This window comes from Labrys sp. (in: a-proteobacteria), from assembly GCF_047605565.1.
GTDB classification, from domain to species: domain Bacteria; phylum Pseudomonadota; class Alphaproteobacteria; order Rhizobiales; family Labraceae; genus Labrys; species Labrys neptuniae.
This window is the reverse complement of sequence record NZ_JASGFM010000012.1, coordinates 17,327-33,214: the sequence shown is the minus strand read 5'-3', so window position 1 is coordinate 33,214 and position 15,888 is coordinate 17,327. Positions and strand designations below refer to the sequence as shown.

Annotated in this window: 14 protein-coding genes; 2 read left to right on the top strand and 12 right to left on the bottom strand. The window is 65.9% G+C overall.

The window, feature by feature from the left end:
* Positions 1-49 precede the first annotated feature (49 nt).
* Positions 50-1,210: a LysR substrate-binding domain-containing protein gene (locus QM672_RS13065; RefSeq protein ID WP_311944866.1), complete on the top strand. Its 1,161-nt coding sequence runs from the start codon at positions 50-52 to the stop codon at positions 1,208-1,210.
* 263 nt (positions 1,211-1,473) lie between these two features.
* On the opposite strand, the gene QM672_RS13060 is transcribed toward QM672_RS13065, so the two are convergent.
* The gene (locus QM672_RS13060) at positions 1,474-2,454 is read right to left on the bottom strand and encodes a quinone oxidoreductase family protein (RefSeq protein WP_415083046.1); all 981 of its coding nucleotides are present in this window, start codon (positions 2,452-2,454) and stop codon (positions 1,474-1,476) included.
* Between the two features lie 114 nt (positions 2,455-2,568).
* Between QM672_RS13060 and QM672_RS13055 the strand changes: the two genes are divergently transcribed.
* The gene (locus QM672_RS13055) at positions 2,569-3,450 is read left to right on the top strand and encodes a LysR family transcriptional regulator (protein ID WP_415083045.1); all 882 of its coding nucleotides are present in this window, start codon (positions 2,569-2,571) and stop codon (positions 3,448-3,450) included.
* Here the strand turns inward: QM672_RS13055 and aztD are convergent, their stop codons facing one another.
* The 11 genes from aztD to QM672_RS13000 all read right to left on the bottom strand — a co-directional run bounded on the left by aztD (position 3,451) and on the right by QM672_RS13000 (position 15,647).
* On the bottom strand, positions 3,451-4,692 hold the full coding sequence (gene aztD, locus QM672_RS13050; RefSeq protein ID WP_311944873.1) for a zinc metallochaperone AztD: 1,242 nt from the start codon (positions 4,690-4,692) through the stop codon (positions 3,451-3,453).
* Positions 4,693-4,765: 73 nt separating this feature from the next.
* Positions 4,766-5,698: a zinc ABC transporter substrate-binding protein AztC gene (gene aztC / locus QM672_RS13045; RefSeq protein ID WP_415083044.1), complete on the bottom strand. Its 933-nt coding sequence runs from the start codon at positions 5,696-5,698 to the stop codon at positions 4,766-4,768.
* A gap of 18 nt (positions 5,699-5,716) precedes the next feature.
* Positions 5,717-6,592 (bottom strand): zinc ABC transporter permease AztB, encoded by an 876-nt coding sequence (gene aztB / locus QM672_RS13040; RefSeq protein ID WP_415083043.1) that lies wholly within the window; start codon positions 6,590-6,592, stop codon positions 5,717-5,719.
* On the bottom strand, positions 6,592-7,287 hold the full coding sequence (aztA, locus tag QM672_RS13035) for a zinc ABC transporter ATP-binding protein AztA (protein WP_415083042.1): 696 nt from the start codon (positions 7,285-7,287) through the stop codon (positions 6,592-6,594). Before aztA ends, aztB begins: the two co-directional genes overlap by 1 nt.
* Before the next feature lie 293 nt (positions 7,288-7,580).
* Positions 7,581-8,570 (bottom strand): ABC transporter ATP-binding protein, encoded by a 990-nt coding sequence (locus QM672_RS13030; protein ID WP_415083041.1) that lies wholly within the window; start codon positions 8,568-8,570, stop codon positions 7,581-7,583.
* 8 nt (positions 8,571-8,578) lie between these two features.
* Entirely contained in the window at positions 8,579-9,538 is a 960-nt protein-coding gene (locus tag QM672_RS13025; RefSeq protein ID WP_367624986.1) for an ABC transporter ATP-binding protein, read from the bottom strand.
* Positions 9,535-10,506, bottom strand: a complete 972-nt coding sequence (locus QM672_RS13020) for an ABC transporter permease (protein ID WP_311942048.1) — start codon at positions 10,504-10,506, stop codon at positions 9,535-9,537. Before QM672_RS13020 ends, QM672_RS13025 begins: the two co-directional genes overlap by 4 nt.
* On the bottom strand, positions 10,506-11,522 hold the full coding sequence (locus tag QM672_RS13015; RefSeq protein ID WP_311942052.1) for an ABC transporter permease: 1,017 nt from the start codon (positions 11,520-11,522) through the stop codon (positions 10,506-10,508). The genes QM672_RS13020 and QM672_RS13015 overlap by 1 nt, the downstream gene beginning before the upstream one ends.
* A gap of 20 nt (positions 11,523-11,542) precedes the next feature.
* The gene (locus QM672_RS13010; protein ID WP_311942055.1) at positions 11,543-13,204 is read right to left on the bottom strand and encodes an ABC transporter substrate-binding protein; all 1,662 of its coding nucleotides are present in this window, start codon (positions 13,202-13,204) and stop codon (positions 11,543-11,545) included.
* Positions 13,205-13,228: 24 nt separating this feature from the next.
* Positions 13,229-14,134 (bottom strand): proline iminopeptidase-family hydrolase, encoded by a 906-nt coding sequence (locus QM672_RS13005; RefSeq protein ID WP_311942058.1) that lies wholly within the window; start codon positions 14,132-14,134, stop codon positions 13,229-13,231.
* Positions 14,124-15,647, bottom strand: a complete 1,524-nt coding sequence (locus QM672_RS13000) for a leucyl aminopeptidase (RefSeq protein ID WP_415083040.1) — start codon at positions 15,645-15,647, stop codon at positions 14,124-14,126. Before QM672_RS13000 ends, QM672_RS13005 begins: the two co-directional genes overlap by 11 nt.
* Positions 15,648-15,888 lie beyond the last annotated feature (241 nt).

Genomic DNA, 15,888 nt, shown 5'->3' with positions numbered 1-15,888 from the left:
CCTGAACGGCCGGGGTGACACCGGCTTCAAGACGAGTGGGAGAGAACGGATGGGCGTGGGGATCGATCCGAAGGTGCGCGAGAAATTTCTCGGCGGCATGAGCCAGGCCGCCTGCACCGTGAATGTGGTCTCCACCGACGGCCCGGCCGGCCGGGCAGGGGTGACCGTCTCGGCCATGGCCTCGGTCTCGGCGGATACGGAGCTGCCGACCATGCTGGTCTGCGTCCATCATCTCAGCCCGGCGGCGGCCAAGATCGTCGAGAACGGTGTCTTGTGCGTCAACGTTCTGCGGGACGACCAGTCCTACATCTCCGATGTCTTCGCCGGGCGTTTCCGCGACGAGATCGGCGACAAGTTCGAATGCACCGAATGGGTGACGGCCTCGACCGGCGCACCGCGCATCGCCGATCCCCTGGTGGCGTTCGACTGCAAGCTGCTGTCGAGCGAGAAGGTGGGCACGCATCACATCTTCCTGTGCGAGGTGCGCGACATCCATCTCTCCCGCCACGGTTCGCCGCTGATCTATGCCAATCGGTCGTATGGCTCGTCGAACCGGATCGAGGGGGCGAGTTCGCTGCGCGCGGCGCTGGCGGGCGAGACCGCCAGGCTGGTGATCGGCTGCTTCCACACCTTCGGGCCCTATCTCATGCCCTCGCTTATCCGCGAGATGGGCGGCATCGGCGTCAAGCTGATCGAGGGCGATCATCGCCGCCTGCGCGAGAGCCTGCTGGCGGGCGAGAGCGAACTGGCGCTGCTCTATGATTTCGACCTCGGCGAGGAATTCGAGAAACTGTCCCTGGGCGAGTTGACGCCCTATGTGCTGCTCGCCGCCGACCATCCGCTCTGCCACCAGAGCGAGGTGGCGCCCGAGGACCTCGCCGCCGAGCCGATGATCCTGCTCGACGCCCCGCCCAGCCGCGACTATTTCACCGGCATTCTCGAAGACGCCGGCATCAAGCCCTTGATCGCCTATCGCTCGATCTCCTTCGAGATGGTGCGCGGCATGGTGGCCCATGGCCTGGGCTATTCGATCCTGGCGACCAAGCCGGCTTCGGACATGAGCTATGACGGGCTCAACCTGGTGACCCGCCCCCTGACCGGCAGGCACCGCGAAAACCGCATCGTGCTCGCCCATCGCGCCGAACGCGAACTCTCGCCCGCGGCCCGGCATTTCGCCGATCTATGTGCCAGGCGTTTTGCAAAGCAGTGAGCTCGTCTCGTAGTGGCTGAATTTTACTAGCGAAGTTGCATAGCCCCTCACCTTACCTCTCCCCGTAAGAACGGGGCGAGGGGACTTCGACCGAGCGCTTCGTGTCGAAGAGATACCGTCTCGCCCAACGGTTGGGCGAGACGAGAGATCTGGGGATGGGTTGCGGCGTCTGCGCCTCCTCGCCCCGTTCTTACGGGGAGAGGTAAGGTGAGGGGCAGCAGCATTCGTGCAAGAAATGGCCGAATGCCCCAAGCGCCCCCCTCTTACGGCGTGATCAGGATGGCGCCGACGGTCTGGCGGGCCTCGGCGGCCTCGTGCGCCTTGGCGATCTCGTCGAGCGAGAAGCGCTGCCCGATGTCGACGCTCACATGCCCCTTGGCGACCGCGTCGAAGAAATCGGCGGCGTTGGCGCGGAAGCTGACGCTATCGGCATTGTGGGCGAAGATCGATGGGCGGGTGATGAACAGGCCGCCCTTCTTGTTGAGAAGGTCGAGGTCGATAGCCGGCGCCGGGCCGGATGCCGCGCCATAGGACACGACCAGCCCGAAGGGCGCGGCGCAGTCGAGCGACTTGATCAGCGTATCCTTGCCGACGGCATCATAGACCACGCGGGCCTTGCGGCCGCCGGTCGCGGCCAGGAAGGCTTCGGGCCAGGCGGGATCGTTGAGATCGATCACGGCCTTGCATCCGGCGGCGAGGGCGGCCTCGCGCTTCTGCGGCGAGCCCGTGGTGCCGATGACGGTCGCCCCCAATGCCGTTGCCCAGCGGCTGAGGATCTGGCCGACACCCCCGGCGGCGGAATGGACCAGCAGCAGATCGCCCGGCTGGACCGCATGGGTCTTGCGCAGCAGATATTGCGCCGTCATGCCCTTGAAGAACAAGGTTGCGGCCGCCTCGTCGCTGACGGAGGCGGGCAGGACGGCAAGCTTGTCGGCGGGGACATTGCGCCTGTCGGCATAGGCGCCCAGGCCCGCATTGATGTAGGCTACCCTGTCGCCGACCTTCAGTTCATCGACGCCTGCACCGACCGCTTCGACCACGCCGGCGGCCTCGAAGCCGAGCCCGCTCGGCAATTGCAGCGGGTAGATGCCCTTGCGCTGGTAAATGTCGATGAAATTGAAGCCGATCGCCGTGTGCCTGACATGGACGTCGCCGGCGCCGGGCGCGGGCAGGTCCCGCGTCTCGAGCTTCATCACGGTGGGGGCGCCGTATTCACTGACGACGACTCTGCGTTGGACGGACATGAAGCGTTTCTCCCGGGTGAACCGTATTTCGGTGTCACCCTCGTTATGATCTCTCTACATTTCGTGATAAATGGGGAGGTCGTTGCAACACTTGAAACAATTCATTTCAAATTAATGGACAGATTCACCAGCATGGGCGTGTTCGCCAAGGCCGTGGAAGCGGGGTCCTTCTCGGCCGCCGGCAATGCGCTCTCGATGTCCTCGCAGATGGTGGGCAAGCATGTGCGCCTGCTAGAGGATCACCTCGGCGTCAAGCTGATCAACCGCACCACGCGGCGCCAGAGCGTCACAGAGATCGGGCGCAGCTATTACGAGCGGGTTCGCACCATCCTGGCCGAGGTCGAGGCGGCCGAAGTGCTGGCCGCCGAGACACGGGCGATCCCGCGCGGCCAGATCCGGGTCAATGCGCCGGTGACCTTCGGCGCGCATGAACTGGCCCCAATCCTGCCGGACTATCTGGCCGCGCATCGCCAGGTCGATGTTGAGCTCACTTTGTCCGATCGCGTCGTCGACCTCGTCGACGAGGGCTATGACGCCGTCTTCCGCGTCGGCCCCTTGGCCGATTCCAGCCTGATCGCCCGGCCGTTGCGGCCGATGACCTTCACCGTTTGCGCGTCGCCGGTCTATCTTGCGGCGCATGGCCATCCTGAAAAGCCGGCCGACCTCAAGAACCATGAAAGCCTCGGCTTCATGCACGGCAATACGCGCGACCAATGGCGCTTTGCCGGTCCCGACGGTCTGGAGACGGTCGAGTTCTCCTATCGCTTCCTGGCCAATAATGGCCAGGCCCTGCTTACGGCGGCCCTGGCCGGCCTCGGCATCATGCTCCAGCCGAGTTCGCTGGTGCAGAGCGAGATCGAGGCCGGACAGCTGGTCCGGCTGCTGCCGGGCTATGAAGTCCCGCCACGGGTCATGCACATCCTCTATGCGCCGGATCGCCGGATCACGCCGAAGCTGCGCTCCTTCGTCGACTTTGCCGTCGCCCGTTTCGGCTGATCATGGCTGGGACTGGTTTTCCGCTGCATGGTCATGGACCTTGCCGGAACCGCCGACGGCCACGACGTTGAAGGGCCTGCCGTCGACCTTGATCTCCCCGGCCGCGGTGAAATCGGCGGCATTGACGAGGTGGAGGGTCGAGGCGAGCGGATCGGTCACCACGATCCTGTCGCCGGCGACGGCCACGCGCGGGCGCGGATCGCTCCAATGCCCATCCATCGAATAGGGCTGCGTCAGTTTCAGCGATTTGACGATCTCGCCCTTCAGTACGTCGACCTGATGCAACTGGCCGTCCTCGGTGACGACATAGGCGAATTTCGCCCGGATGGGGTCGACGGCAAATTGGACGCGCCGTGTCGGAAGCTGGACGAGGCGGAAGCCACCGGCTTCGGAGGGGTCGACGATCAGGATGCGGTCGGCGCCGTAATTGCCGATGAAATATTGCAGGCCCCTGCCGCCGATCAGGGTCGAGGAACTGCCCTTGGGCAGGGAGGCGGCATAGGGAAGGTGCCTGATCACCGGAACGCCGGTGCCCTGCCCGATCAGCAGCAGCCCGGTGTCGCACGCCAAAGCATAGAGGCTTCCCGAGCCGGCCGAGCCATGCAGGCCGGGGCAGGGGATGTCGGGGCCGACAGGCTTGCCGTCGAAACCGACAATCCTGGCGCCGATCGGGCGCTTGGAGGCATCTTGCGGATCGGGGATGGTGATCACGGCGCCGTTGTCATAGGGCACGGCCACGCCGTGATGGGGCGCGACGACATCGACACTGCGCGGATTTGCCTTGTCGTCGAGGACATCCTGTTCGGTGAAGAGGCGCGTCCTGTCCTCGCCGTCGAACCATTGCGCCACCAGGCCCTGGTGCTCGACGAAATGGCCGGGCTTGCTGCCGGTCATGCCGAGACCGAGCAGTTTGGGATCATCGATGTCGATATCGCCATGGTCGCCGTGATCGTGAAAGGCAATGCCGGTCGAGATCGCCGACACCGTTCCGGCCGAGCCCTGCACCGCGAACACCGTGCGGCCGCTTTCGCTGCGGTAGAGCGATGCGGGACCCTTGATGCTGAAGCGGGCGAGCATGCCGCCGTTCAGAGCATCGATGACATGCACCACCGGGGCCGCGTGATCGGACACGAACAGCCGCCAGGCGGTGACGTCGTCTTCTTCGGCAAGAGCGACGTTGCCCGCGGGACCGAGGGCAAGGCCGAGGCCCAGGGCCCAGGCAAGATATGGCAATGGCTTCATGGTTTTCTCCATGGATCGAGATTTGAGGGGTTGGCGAATGAAAGGCAGGCCGGTCGCGGCCTGTCGGGAGCAGCTAGCGGCGAGTGATTGCGCCTGCGAGCGTCCGGGCGTTGTGACGCATCATCTCGACATAGGAGGCGGCGGGGCCGTCCGGTTCCGACAGCGCATCCGAATAGAGCGTGCCGCCCAGCGGCAGGCCGGCCTCGCGGGCGATCTGCTCGACCAGGCGGCTATCGGCGATGTTCTCGGCAAAGACGGCGCTGGCACGCTTGAGGCGGATCTGCCGGATGATGCCGGCGACATCGGTGGCCGACGCCTCCGCCTCGGTCGAGACGCCCTGCGGTGCCAGGAAGGCAAGGCCATAGGCCGATTCGAAATAGCGGAAGGCATTGTGCGCCACGACCACGACGCGTTTTCCGGGGGGGATGGCGGCGATCATGGCCCGGATCTCCCGGTCGAGACCGGAAAGCACCTGCAGATAGGTGTGGGCATTGGTCTTGTAGAGTTCGCAGCCCTCGGCGTCGGCGCTGCAGAAGGCCCGGGCGATGGCTTCGACATAGAGGCTGGCATTCGCCACGTCCTGCCAGGCATGCGGGTCGAACGGTGCCGGGTGAAAAACGGCCTTGCCGTCATGATGATGAAAATGCCCGCCGGCCGGATCCTCGAGGGCTTCGATGCCGCCCGAAAGCTCCACGACGGTGGCGGTGCTGCCGCTGGCTTCCAGGAGGCGCTTGAGGAAGCCCTCGAACTGCAGCCCGTTGACGAGGATGACATCCGCCTTGGCCATGGCGATCGCATCGGCCGGCTTGGGCTCATAGACATGGGCGTCGCCGTTCGAGCCGACCAGGACGCGCAGCCTCACCCGGTCGCCGCCGACCTGCCTGGCGAAATCACCGATGATCGAGAAGCTGGCGACGACATCGAGGGGTTTTGCCACCGCGGCCGTCGCGGAACCCAGCAAAGCGGCGAGAACGGCGAAGACGGGCAGGAACTTGATGGGAAGCATGCGGGCAGGTCCGTGTGGTCAGATGGCGCGGCGGCGCGGTGAGGCGTACAGCGAGAGCCGCAGCCCGCGTGGGCCGAGCAGCAGCGAGCCGAGATAGAGCGAGCCGGCCGACAGGATGATGGCGGGGCCGGAGGGCAAGGCGGCGTGATAGGAGAGCAGCAGGCCGGCGAGGGAGGCGGCCAGCCCGAAGGCGATCGCCGTGAGGCACAGGTTGGCGGCCCGATCGGCCCAGAACCGGGCGGCAGCCGCGGGCAGGATCATCAGGCCGACGCAGAGCAGCGTGCCCAGAGCCTGGAAGCCGGCGATCAGATTGAGCACCAGCAGCACCAGGAAGGCGAAATGGAGCGCCGGGCCGAGCTTGGACACCGAGCGCAGATAGAGCGGGTCGAGGCATTCGGCGACAAGGCCGCGCCAGAGCAGCAGGACCGTCGTGCTGGTCACCGCCGCGATCAGGCCGATCAGGGCGAGGGCCTGATCATCGAGGGCGAGGACGGTGCCGAACAGGATGTGGAGCAGATCGAGGCCCGAGCCGCGCGTAGAGACCATCACCACGCCGGCGGCGAGTGAAATCAGGTAGAAGGCCGCCATGGCGGCGTCCTCCCTGAGGATGGTGAACCGCGACACTGCCCCGGCGCCGAGCGCCACCACGCCGCCGGCGATGAGGCCGCCGAGTGTCATCGGCACCAGCTTCAGCCCGAACAAGGCAAAGCCTGCCGCCGCGCCCGGCAGGATGGCATGCGCCATGGCATCGCCGGCCAGGCTCATGCGGCGCAGCATCAGGAAGACACCGACCGGACAGGCGCTGACGCAGATGAGGAACGTGCCGAGCAGGGCTCGGCGCATGAAGGCGAACTCCGCGAAGGGAGCGAGGAGCACCTGTTGCACCATCTCCATCACGCCGGCCTCCCGGCCGCGAGGCGAAGTGCTTGCCTGCCCCGGTCCGCGGCCGCAGGTTCGACTTCGGCGATGCCGGCGAGGCGCAGGATTTCGGGAAAGTGGCTTTGGGCCAGGTCGAGATCGTGCAGCACCGTCATGATCGTGCGCCCCTCGGCATGCCAATGCCGGATCAGGCCGAGCAGGACGGCGACGGTCTGGCTGTCGATGGCATTGAAGGGCTCGTCGAGCAGGATCAGGTCGGCATCCTGCACCAGCACCCGCGCGAACAAGGCCCTCTGCATCTGGCCTCCCGAGAGGCGGTCGAGGGGGATGTTCGCAAAGCCTTCGAGGCCGACCGCGGCGAGCGCCGCTCGTACGGCGCGCCGGTCGCCGGCGCGATGGCGCCCGAGCAATCCGCGTCGGGGCCAGAGGCCGAGGCCGACGAGGTCGATGGTTCGGGCCGGGAAGGAGCGGTCGAGTTCGGATTGCTGCGGCAGATAAGCGAGCCGGAGATTCGGGCCGATGGCGCAGCACCCCGCAATCGGCCGCAGAATGCCGGCGATGGTGCGCATCAGCGTGGACTTGCCCGACCCGTTGGCGCCGACCACGGCGGTGAGCGAGCCCCGGCGCACGACGTGGTCGAGCCCCGTCAGCACGGCCTGGCGGCCGTAACCAAGGCTGAGATCGGCGAAAGTGACGGCTCTGTCGGGCATGACCGCTGCAGTTCTCTCAATATGATATGTTATAACATAACTATCGAGATCGAGGCGCTGATGCAAGCGCGCCGCCGCCGGTGCGACGAATGCTGCCGTGGATGACCTGTGGCGTTCGATGCTTTGGCGAAGTCACGTCACGATGCAGAGGCGTGACGTGACTTCGCCAAAGCATCGTGCCGAAAAGTGGACGCCGATTCTCGGCAATAACGATGCCGTAGGGCGAAGTGGGGTTCGGAGGAACCGTACATTGCCCCCGGGAGTAGGCAGGAGCCGGCGACCCGCTTGCCTTGTCAGGAGGCGACCGGGAAGTGGCAGGCGACCTTGCGGCCGGGGCCATAGTCCCGCATCTGCGGGCGCTCTGTACGGCAGCGATCCTGGGCGACCGGACAGCGCGGGTGGAAGCGGCAGCCCGATGGCGGCTTGAGCGGGCTTGGCACGTCACCCGTGAGGATGATGCGCTTGCGCCTGCCGCTCGGCGTGGTCTCCACGATGGGAACCGCCGAGATCAGGGCCTGGCTGTAGGGATGCGCCGGGGTGGAGAACACCTCTTCGGCCGGCCCTTCCTCGACGATGGAGCCGAGATACATCACCGCGATCCGGGTCGAGACCTGGCGCACGACCGACAGATCGTGGGCGATGAAGACATAGGTGAGGTTCAGCTTCTCCTGGAGATCGGCGAGCAGGTTGACGATCTGCGCCTGCACGGAGACGTCGAGCGCCGAGACCGGTTCATCCAGCACGACCAGGTCCGGATTGAGCGCGATGGCGCGGGCGATGCCGACGCGCTGGCGCTGGCCGCCGGAGAACTCGTGCGGATAGCGCATGACGTGATCCGGCAGCAGCCCGACGAGATCGAACAGCTCAGCCACGCGCCTGGCGATCTCGGCGGAGGAGAGCCTGGTGTGGATACGCAGCGGCTCCGCCACCAGGTCGCCGACGCGCCGGCGCGGGTTGAGCGAGGCCGACGGATCCTGGAACACCATCTGCAGCCGGCGCCTCAGCGGCCTGAGCTCGGCCAGCGACCTGCCGGTGATGTCGTCGCCCTCGAAGATGAGCTGGCCATCGGAGATGTCGTAGAGCCGGACCAGGCAACGGGCCAAGGTGGACTTGCCGCAGCCCGATTCACCGACGAGCCCGACGGTCTCGCCGCGCCGCACCGTGAGGGAGACGTTGTCGACCGCGTGAACGGTGCGCTTGCCTTCCGAAGAAAAGCGGCTGCCGATCGAGAAGCGCTTGCCGAGCGCGCGCGTTTCGAGGATCGGCTGGTTGCTGTCTGTCATTTCACCGCTCATGCTTGCGCCACCCGGAAGCAGGCGGCGGCATGCGTGCCGCGGCCGAGGTCCGGCTTGTCGGCCTGGCAGGGCTCGTAGCGTACCGGACAGCGCGGGCCGAAGGCGCAGCCCTGCGGCAATCGTAGCAGCGAGGGCGGCGAGCCGGGAATAGCCGGCAGGCGACGCGGTTTCTCGCCGGTCAGGGGAGGGATCGAACCCAGGAGCGCCTGCGTATAGGGGTGCCTGGGGTCGGAGAACAATTCCGCCCGGCTGCCGCGCTCGACCACACGGCCCGCATACATGACCATGACCCGGTCGGCGAGCTCGGAGACCACGCCCATGTCGTGGGTGATGAAGACCACGGCCGAATTGTGGGTCGCGCGCAGCTTGCGCACGAGGTCGAGGATGCCGGCCTGCACGGTGACGTCGAGCGCCGTGGTGGGTTCATCGGCCACCAGCAAAGCCGGGTCGCAGGACAGCGCCATGGCGATCACCGCCCGCTGGCGCATGCCGCCGGAAAGCTGGTGGGGATAGCGCGACATCGCCTCGCGCGGATTGGGGAAGTTCACCTCCGCCAGCAGTTCCTCCACCCGTTCCAGCGCCTTGGCTTTGCCGATCTTGCGATGGGCCTGGATCTGCTCGGCGATCTGCCAGCCGATGGTGTAGACCGGCGTCAGCGCCGTCATCGGATCCTGGAAGATCATGGCGATCTCGTTGCCGCGCAGGCGCCGGAGCTCCCGGGCGGGCAGGCCCACCAGTTCGCGGCCCTTGTAGCGGATCGAACCCTCGATCCTGGCATTGGGATCGGTGATCAGGCCCATCACGGCCAGCAGCGACACGGTCTTGCCGGAACCGGATTCGCCGACGACGCCGAGGATCTCGCCTTCGGCGAGATCGAAGGAAACGCCGTCGATGGCGCGCACCAGGCCGTCATCGGTGCGGAAGGAAACCCGAAGGTCGCGTACGGACAGCATCATGACGTCCTCACGCGCGGATCGAGGAGAATATAGACGAAGTCGACCACCGCATTGGCGAGGACCACGAACATGGAGGCATACATCACGGTTGCCATGATCATCGGCAGATCGAGGTTCTGCAGGGCGTCATAGGTGAGCTTGCCGATGCCGTGCAGGCCGAACACTACTTCGGTCAGCAAGGCGGACCCGCCGACCAGCGCCCCGAAATCGAGGCCGAACAAGGTGACGAAGGCGATCAGCGAGGTCCTGAGCGCATGGCGCAGCAGGATGCGCGTCTCCGACAGGCCCTTGGCTCGCGCCGTGCGGATGTAGTCCTCCTGCAGGGATTCGATGATCGCCGCCCGCAGCACGCGCCCGTAGATGCCGATATAGAGCACGGCGAGCGTGACCCAGGGGATGACCAGGGTGAGGAACCAGCCCTTGGGATCGTCGAGGAGGTTCTTGTAGCCGAGCGGCGGTACCCAGCCGAACAGCCAGGTGTCGTGATAGCGGCTTTGGGTGATGAGATTCATCACCTCGCCCAGCCAGTAGACCGGCATGGAAATGCCGATCAGCCCGGCCGCCATCAGGAGCCGGTCGATCCAGCTGTTGCGCGTGGCGGCGGCGACCATGCCGATGATCACGGAGACCACCACCCACAGCACCGCCGCCCCGAACACCAGCGAGAGCGTGACCGGGATGGCGTCGAGCACCGCCGGCACCACCTTCCAGCCGCGATTGACGAAGGAGGTGAGGTCACCGGTGATGAAGATCTTCTTCATCATCAGGCCGTACTGGACGTAGAGCGGCTGGTCGAAACCGAAATTGTGACGTACCGCCGCCAGCACCTCGGGCGAGGCGTTGCGGCCGGCGATGCGTGCCGCCGGATCGGCGCCCGGCGTGGCGAAGAAGATCAGGAAGACGATGACCGAGATGCCGAACATCACGAACAGCATCTGGCCGAAGCGGCGCAGGATGGCGTAGATCATCAGTCGCGCCCCAGTTGCACTTTGGAGCGCGGATCGAGCGCATCGCGCAGGCCGTCACCGAAGACGTTGAGCGCCATCACCGACAGGGCAATGATGATGCCCGGCGCCAATGCGACCGCGGGGCGCGTATAGAGCAACGCCTGCCCGTCCTGGATGATGGTACCCCAGCTCGCCGCCGGTGGCTGCACGCCGATCGACAGGAAGGAGAGCGCCGATTCCGTCAACATGTTCAGCGCCATCATCAGCGGCACGAAGACGATCAGGGTGGTGGTGATGTTGGGCAGGATATCGCGCCAGAGGATGCGTGGTCCCGGCACCCCCAGATTGATGGCGGCGAGCACGAATTCGCTCTTGCGCAGCGACAGCACCTGCCCGCGGATAGGCCGCGCCACATAGGGCACGTAGACGATGCCGATGATGATGATCGGCAGCCACAGGCTCCCGGATTCGATCACGATCGGCCCGATCGAAATGCCTTGGGCGATGGTGACGATCGAAAGCGATATCGCCAGCAGATAGATCGGGAACGCCCACAACACGTCGAGGAAGCGCGACAGCACGGTGTCGACGATGCCGCCGAAATAGCCGGCCACCAGCCCCGCGGCCGTGCCGAAGATCAGCGTGAAGATGGTGGCGGCCCCCGCGATCATCAGCGAGTTGAGGCCGCCATAGAGAAGCCTTGCCATGACGTCGCGGCCCTGGCTGTCGGCGCCGAGGAAGTAGTTGCCGAGCCGCCAGGTCGGGCCGATCGGCGTGTAGCCGAGCCCGAGCCCCTCCGTCGATTGCTCCATCACCGGGACCTCGGCGCCGTCGATCTGGATGACGGCGTCGAGTGTCGAGGCGAAGGGGTCCACGCCCGCCCAGCGCGCATAGAGCGGTGCGCTGAGGCAGGCGGCGACGATCAGGAGGAAGAGGATAAGGGAGGCCATTGCCGCCCGGTTGCGCCTGAGCTTCACGAAAGCGAGGGCCCAGGGCCCTCGCGTCTTGTACGGTATGGCAATGGCTTGGTTCGCCATGGGCGTGCCCTCGCAGTGCGTCACTGGACCCAGGCCTGGGTGACCATCCAGTTGAACTGCGGGTTGAACTTGAAGTTGCCGACGCGCTTGCTGACGAAATCGAGGCGCTTGGGCGTGAACAGCCCGACGGCGGGCGCCTTGTCGGTGATCTGCCTGTCGATCTCGGCCCACATCTTGTCGGCGGCCTTCTGGTCGGTGACGCCGAGGTCGAGTGCCTTCTGCATCTTGGCGTCGATCTCCTTGTCGCAGAAGCCGGAGATATTGATCGAGGCGTCCGAGCCCTCACGGAAGGAGGCGCAGCCGAACAGGATGTTCAGGAAGTCCGAAGCCGCCGGATAGTCCTTGTACCACTGGCTGACCGACATCTGCACCTTGTTGTTGGTGTTCTGGATGTAGGTGAACTGGATGTTGGTCGAGATCGGCTTGACGTCGGCGACATAGCCGATGCTGGTCAAGACGCTCTGCAGATAGACGCCGATGGAGCGCGAGACCGCGGTATCCTCGACGATGATGGTGACCTTCTGGCCCTTGGTGCCGGATTCCTCGACGAGCTGCTTGGCCTTGTCGAGATCGGGGGCCGACCATTTGGCGCCCGGATTCTTGGTGAAGGGGCAATAATCCTCATGGCCGGGGAAATCGGGCGGCAGCACCTGGCAGACCGGGGAGGCCAGCACCTTGCCGCCGAACAGCTTGACCAGCGTGTTGCGATCGATGGCGAAGGCCACGGCCTGGCGGGCCTTCTCGTTGTCGAAGGGGGCGAGGCGCGTGTTCAGCGGGGCATACCACCACGCCGACAGCGGCGAGATGTGGAGCTGGTCCTTGAACTTGGTGCCGAGTTCGGCGAGGCGGTCGCTCGGCAGCGGGTCGAACATCCAGTCGGCCTCGCCGTTCTGGATCGCGGTGACGGCGGCTTCCTCGGACAGGCCGAAATCATACTGGACCACGTCGGGATAGCCCTCGGGCTGGGCCTCTTCGCTCCACTGCTTGAAGTTGGGATTGCGCGAGAGCGTCATGCCCTTGTTGGGATCGAAGGCCGAGATCATGTAGGGCCCGGTGCTGGGAATGGGGCGCGAGCCCATATCCTCGGCCGGCGTGTCGGCGGGCAGGATCACCGCATGCGGCAGAGCCAGCTTGTAGAGCAGTTCGGCATCCGGCTTGGTCAGGTTGAGGGTGATGGTGCCGGCCGCCTCGTCGGCGACGACGCCGCCTTCCAGCGTGCAGCTCTTGGTGTCGGCCAGGCATTTGTCGGCGCCGACGAGGCCGGCATAGAAGGTGCCGGAGGTCGGGCCGGAAATCTTGAAGATGCGCTGGAAGGAGGCGACGACGTCCTTCACGCCGAGATCCTGTCCGTTCGAGAACTTGATGCCCTTGCGCAGCTTGAAGGTGAAGGTCTTGCCGTCATTGCTGACGGTGGGCAGCGCCTCGGCGAGGTCGGGCACCACGGAAAAGCCGTCCTTGCCTTCCGCCTTGCGGAAGATGACCAGCCCGTCATAGACCGGCTGGTACATCTGCCAGCCCTGGTCGGTGTAGTTGATGTGGGGATCGAGTGTTCCGGCCGCCGAGCGGGCCAGCAGGCGTATGGTGCCGCCGCGATGCTCCTTGAGGTATTCGGCCTGGGCGGGTGCCAGGCCGGTGCCGGCCAGCAGGGCCGTGGCTGCAGCAGCCAAAAGCAGTTTCTTCATCGTCGATCCCCTCTTCTGATTTGTTTACCGGTCGTGCTGATCCAGGAAGTCGCCGGCCACCCGCATGCATTTTTCCTGTTCTTCCACATGCGGCATGTGGCTGGAATGCTCGAAGATCTCCCAGCGCGATCCCTCAATGCCGTCCTTGTAGGGCTGCACGGTCGCAGGGGTGGCTTCGTCATGGCGTCCCGACAGGATCAGCGTGGGCACCTCGACGGCCGCCAGGCGGTCGATGATGCTCCAGCTCCTCAGCGTGCCGATGACGTGGAACTCGTTGGGGCCGTTCATCACATTGTAGACGGTGGGATTGCGCGCGACCTGGGCAAAGCTCGCCGCCACTTCCGGCGGGAAGGGCACGACGCGGCAGACATGGCGCTCATAGAACACCATGGTCGCCTCCTGATACTCGGCATCATCTGTGGTGCCGGCCTGTTCGTGACGGGTCAGCGTGTCCTGGACCTCGCGGGGCAGGTCGGCGCGCAGGCGATTGGCTTCCTCCACCCACAGCTTCATCGAGGCCGGGGAGTTGGCGATGGTCAGCGATTTCAGGCCATCAGGCCGGGTCACGGCATATTCGGCGCCCAGCATGCCGCCCCAGCTCTGGCCGAGCACATGGAAGCCGGCGCGGATGCCGAGATGGTCGACGAGGTTCTCGAGCTCTTCGATGAAGAGTTGCGGCGTCCAGAAATCGGCACCCTTCTCGGGCAGCAAGGTGGAGTTGCCGCAGCCGAGCTGGTCGTAGTGGATGACGGCCCGCCCGTCATGGGCGAGCAGCTTGTAGGCATCGACATAATTATGGGCGACGCCGGGGCCGCCATGCAGGATCACCACCGGCGCCTTGTCGCCACCGAGTTCGCCGCTGATGCGATACCAGGTCTCGTAGTTCCGGAAGGCAGCGCGGCCTTCCCGGCTGATGATCTCAAGCGACATTGTGCTTCCCATTGAGGTTATGGACCCATTCTTCCAGCATCTGCACACCGAAGGCCGTAGCGCCCTGCCGGCCCAGGGGCCGGTCGCTGTCGGCCAGTTCCTTGCCGGCGATATCGAGATGGACCCAGGGGCGACCTTGCGTGAAATGGCGCAGGAAGGCGGCGGCATAGGGCGCGTCGCCGTCTTCCATGTCCTTGGCGTGGTGCCTGAGATCGGCGAGGGGTGAATAGAGGCCTTCGTCATAGGCGCGGTCGAGCGGCAATTGCCAGAAGCGCTCGCCGACTGTTTCGCCGGCCGCGATCATCTGTGCGGCGACGGCATTGTCGGTGCTGAACAGGCCGGCGAAGACCGATCCGAGGCCCCGCATCACCGAATAGGTCAGGGTAGCCAGATCGACGATCGCCGAGGGCTCGAAGCGCGAGGCGGCGTAGTAGAGGCAGTCGGCCAGGAGCAGGCGTCCCTCGGCATCGGTGTCGAAGATCTCCACGGTCTGGCCCGAAGCCGTCGTGATGATCTCGCGCGGCTTGAGCGCGGTGCCCGAAGGCAGGTTCTCGGCGATGCCGAGCACGCCCACCGCGTGGACGGGGCTGCCCTGCCGGGCCAGGGCCAGCAGGAGGCCGACCACAGCGGCCGCACCGCCCATGTCGGCCTTCATGTCGAACATCTGGGCGCCACCCTTGATGCACAGGCCGCCTGAATCGAAGCAGACGCCCTTGCCGACGAAGGCGAGCGGCTGCTCGCCCGAGCCCTTGCCGCGATAGCGCAGCACGGCCACCCTCGGGGCGCGGGCCGAGCCGGAACCGACGGCGAGCAGAGCATTCATGCCGAGCTCTTTCAGGCGCGCCGCATCGAGGATCTCGACCTCGATGCCGGCTTCGCGCAGGGCGTCGAGGTGATCTGGGAAACTGTCGGGATGAAGATGGTTCGGCGGCAGATTGACCAGGGTGCGGGCATAGTCGACGCCGTCGGCGATGGCATTGGTGCGTGCCAGCGCCGCGGCGAGCTCGGCCTTGCCGGCACCGACCAGCGCCAGCCGCCAGGCTTGATCCGCCTCAGCCACCGGACGCTTGTTGCGCAGGTCGAAGCGGTAGCGGCGCAAGCGGATGCCGAGCGCGACGCGTGCCAGGATCTCCGCCCCGGACAGGCTGGCGCCGGCAATGGGATCAAGGACGAGCGTCGCCTCGCCGATGCCCTTGCTTTCCAGATGCGCGGCGAGCGCGCCGCCGGCACGTGCCAGCGACAAGGCATCGAGCGTCTCGGGCGCGCCCAGGGCCAGTACGATCACCCGCCGGACCGATGCCGCCGGCGGTGCGAAGATGTCGGTGCAGGTGCCGGAGGCTGCAAGGGTGACAGGGTCGGCGCAGACCCGGGACAGAAGGCCCCCCATTTCGGCGTCCAGGACGGCCGCCCGGGGGCCGAGTGCCGGCCCGGCCGGCTTCAGGACCACGATGGTGGTGGCTGTGGGGGAGACGTCGTCTGCCGGCTCGAACACGGGTACTGGAGATTGCGGCATCGGACGGCGGGCTCCTTCATTGCAGCGCGACGCGCGGGTAGCCAGCCGGCGCATAGGCTCGCTCCAGCGCCCGGCTTTGCCGTTCGATCCGAAGTTCCCGCGCATGCGCAGAGCCGCGACCGCTTCTGGCAGCGGTGCGGTGCCGATGTCCCCTGTGGTCGCTTTGTCGTGACGACTTGGTCCTTCTTCGGTATCCCCGAAGCCGGCAGGCGATCAAACGCCAATTTCGTCCACGTCGATT

What these genes read in the sequence shown, in the direction of transcription:
- QM672_RS13065 (WP_311944866.1), top strand. Translation starts at nt 50, where the DNA reads ATGGGCGTGGGGATCGATCCGAAGGTGCGCGAGAAATTTCTCGGCGGC.
- QM672_RS13060 (WP_415083046.1), bottom strand. Translation starts at nt 2,454, where the DNA reads ATGTCCGTCCAACGCAGAGTCGTCGTCAGTGAATACGGCGCCCCCACC.
- QM672_RS13055 (WP_415083045.1), top strand. Translation starts at nt 2,569, where the DNA reads ATGGACAGATTCACCAGCATGGGCGTGTTCGCCAAGGCCGTGGAAGCG.
- aztD (WP_311944873.1), bottom strand. Translation starts at nt 4,692, where the DNA reads ATGAAGCCATTGCCATATCTTGCCTGGGCCCTGGGCCTCGGCCTTGCC.
- aztC (WP_415083044.1), bottom strand. Translation starts at nt 5,698, where the DNA reads ATGCTTCCCATCAAGTTCCTGCCCGTCTTCGCCGTTCTCGCCGCTTTG.
- aztB (WP_415083043.1), bottom strand. Translation starts at nt 6,592, where the DNA reads ATGGAGATGGTGCAACAGGTGCTCCTCGCTCCCTTCGCGGAGTTCGCC.
- aztA (WP_415083042.1), bottom strand. Translation starts at nt 7,287, where the DNA reads ATGCCCGACAGAGCCGTCACTTTCGCCGATCTCAGCCTTGGTTACGGC.
- QM672_RS13030 (WP_415083041.1), bottom strand. Translation starts at nt 8,570, where the DNA reads ATGACAGACAGCAACCAGCCGATCCTCGAAACGCGCGCGCTCGGCAAG.
- QM672_RS13025 (WP_367624986.1), bottom strand. Translation starts at nt 9,538, where the DNA reads ATGATGCTGTCCGTACGCGACCTTCGGGTTTCCTTCCGCACCGATGAC.
- QM672_RS13020 (WP_311942048.1), bottom strand. Translation starts at nt 10,506, where the DNA reads ATGATCTACGCCATCCTGCGCCGCTTCGGCCAGATGCTGTTCGTGATG.
- QM672_RS13015 (WP_311942052.1), bottom strand. Translation starts at nt 11,522, where the DNA reads ATGGCGAACCAAGCCATTGCCATACCGTACAAGACGCGAGGGCCCTGG.
- QM672_RS13010 (WP_311942055.1), bottom strand. Translation starts at nt 13,204, where the DNA reads ATGAAGAAACTGCTTTTGGCTGCTGCAGCCACGGCCCTGCTGGCCGGC.
- QM672_RS13005 (WP_311942058.1), bottom strand. Translation starts at nt 14,134, where the DNA reads ATGTCGCTTGAGATCATCAGCCGGGAAGGCCGCGCTGCCTTCCGGAAC.
- QM672_RS13000 (WP_415083040.1), bottom strand. Translation starts at nt 15,647, where the DNA reads ATGCCGCAATCTCCAGTACCCGTGTTCGAGCCGGCAGACGACGTCTCC.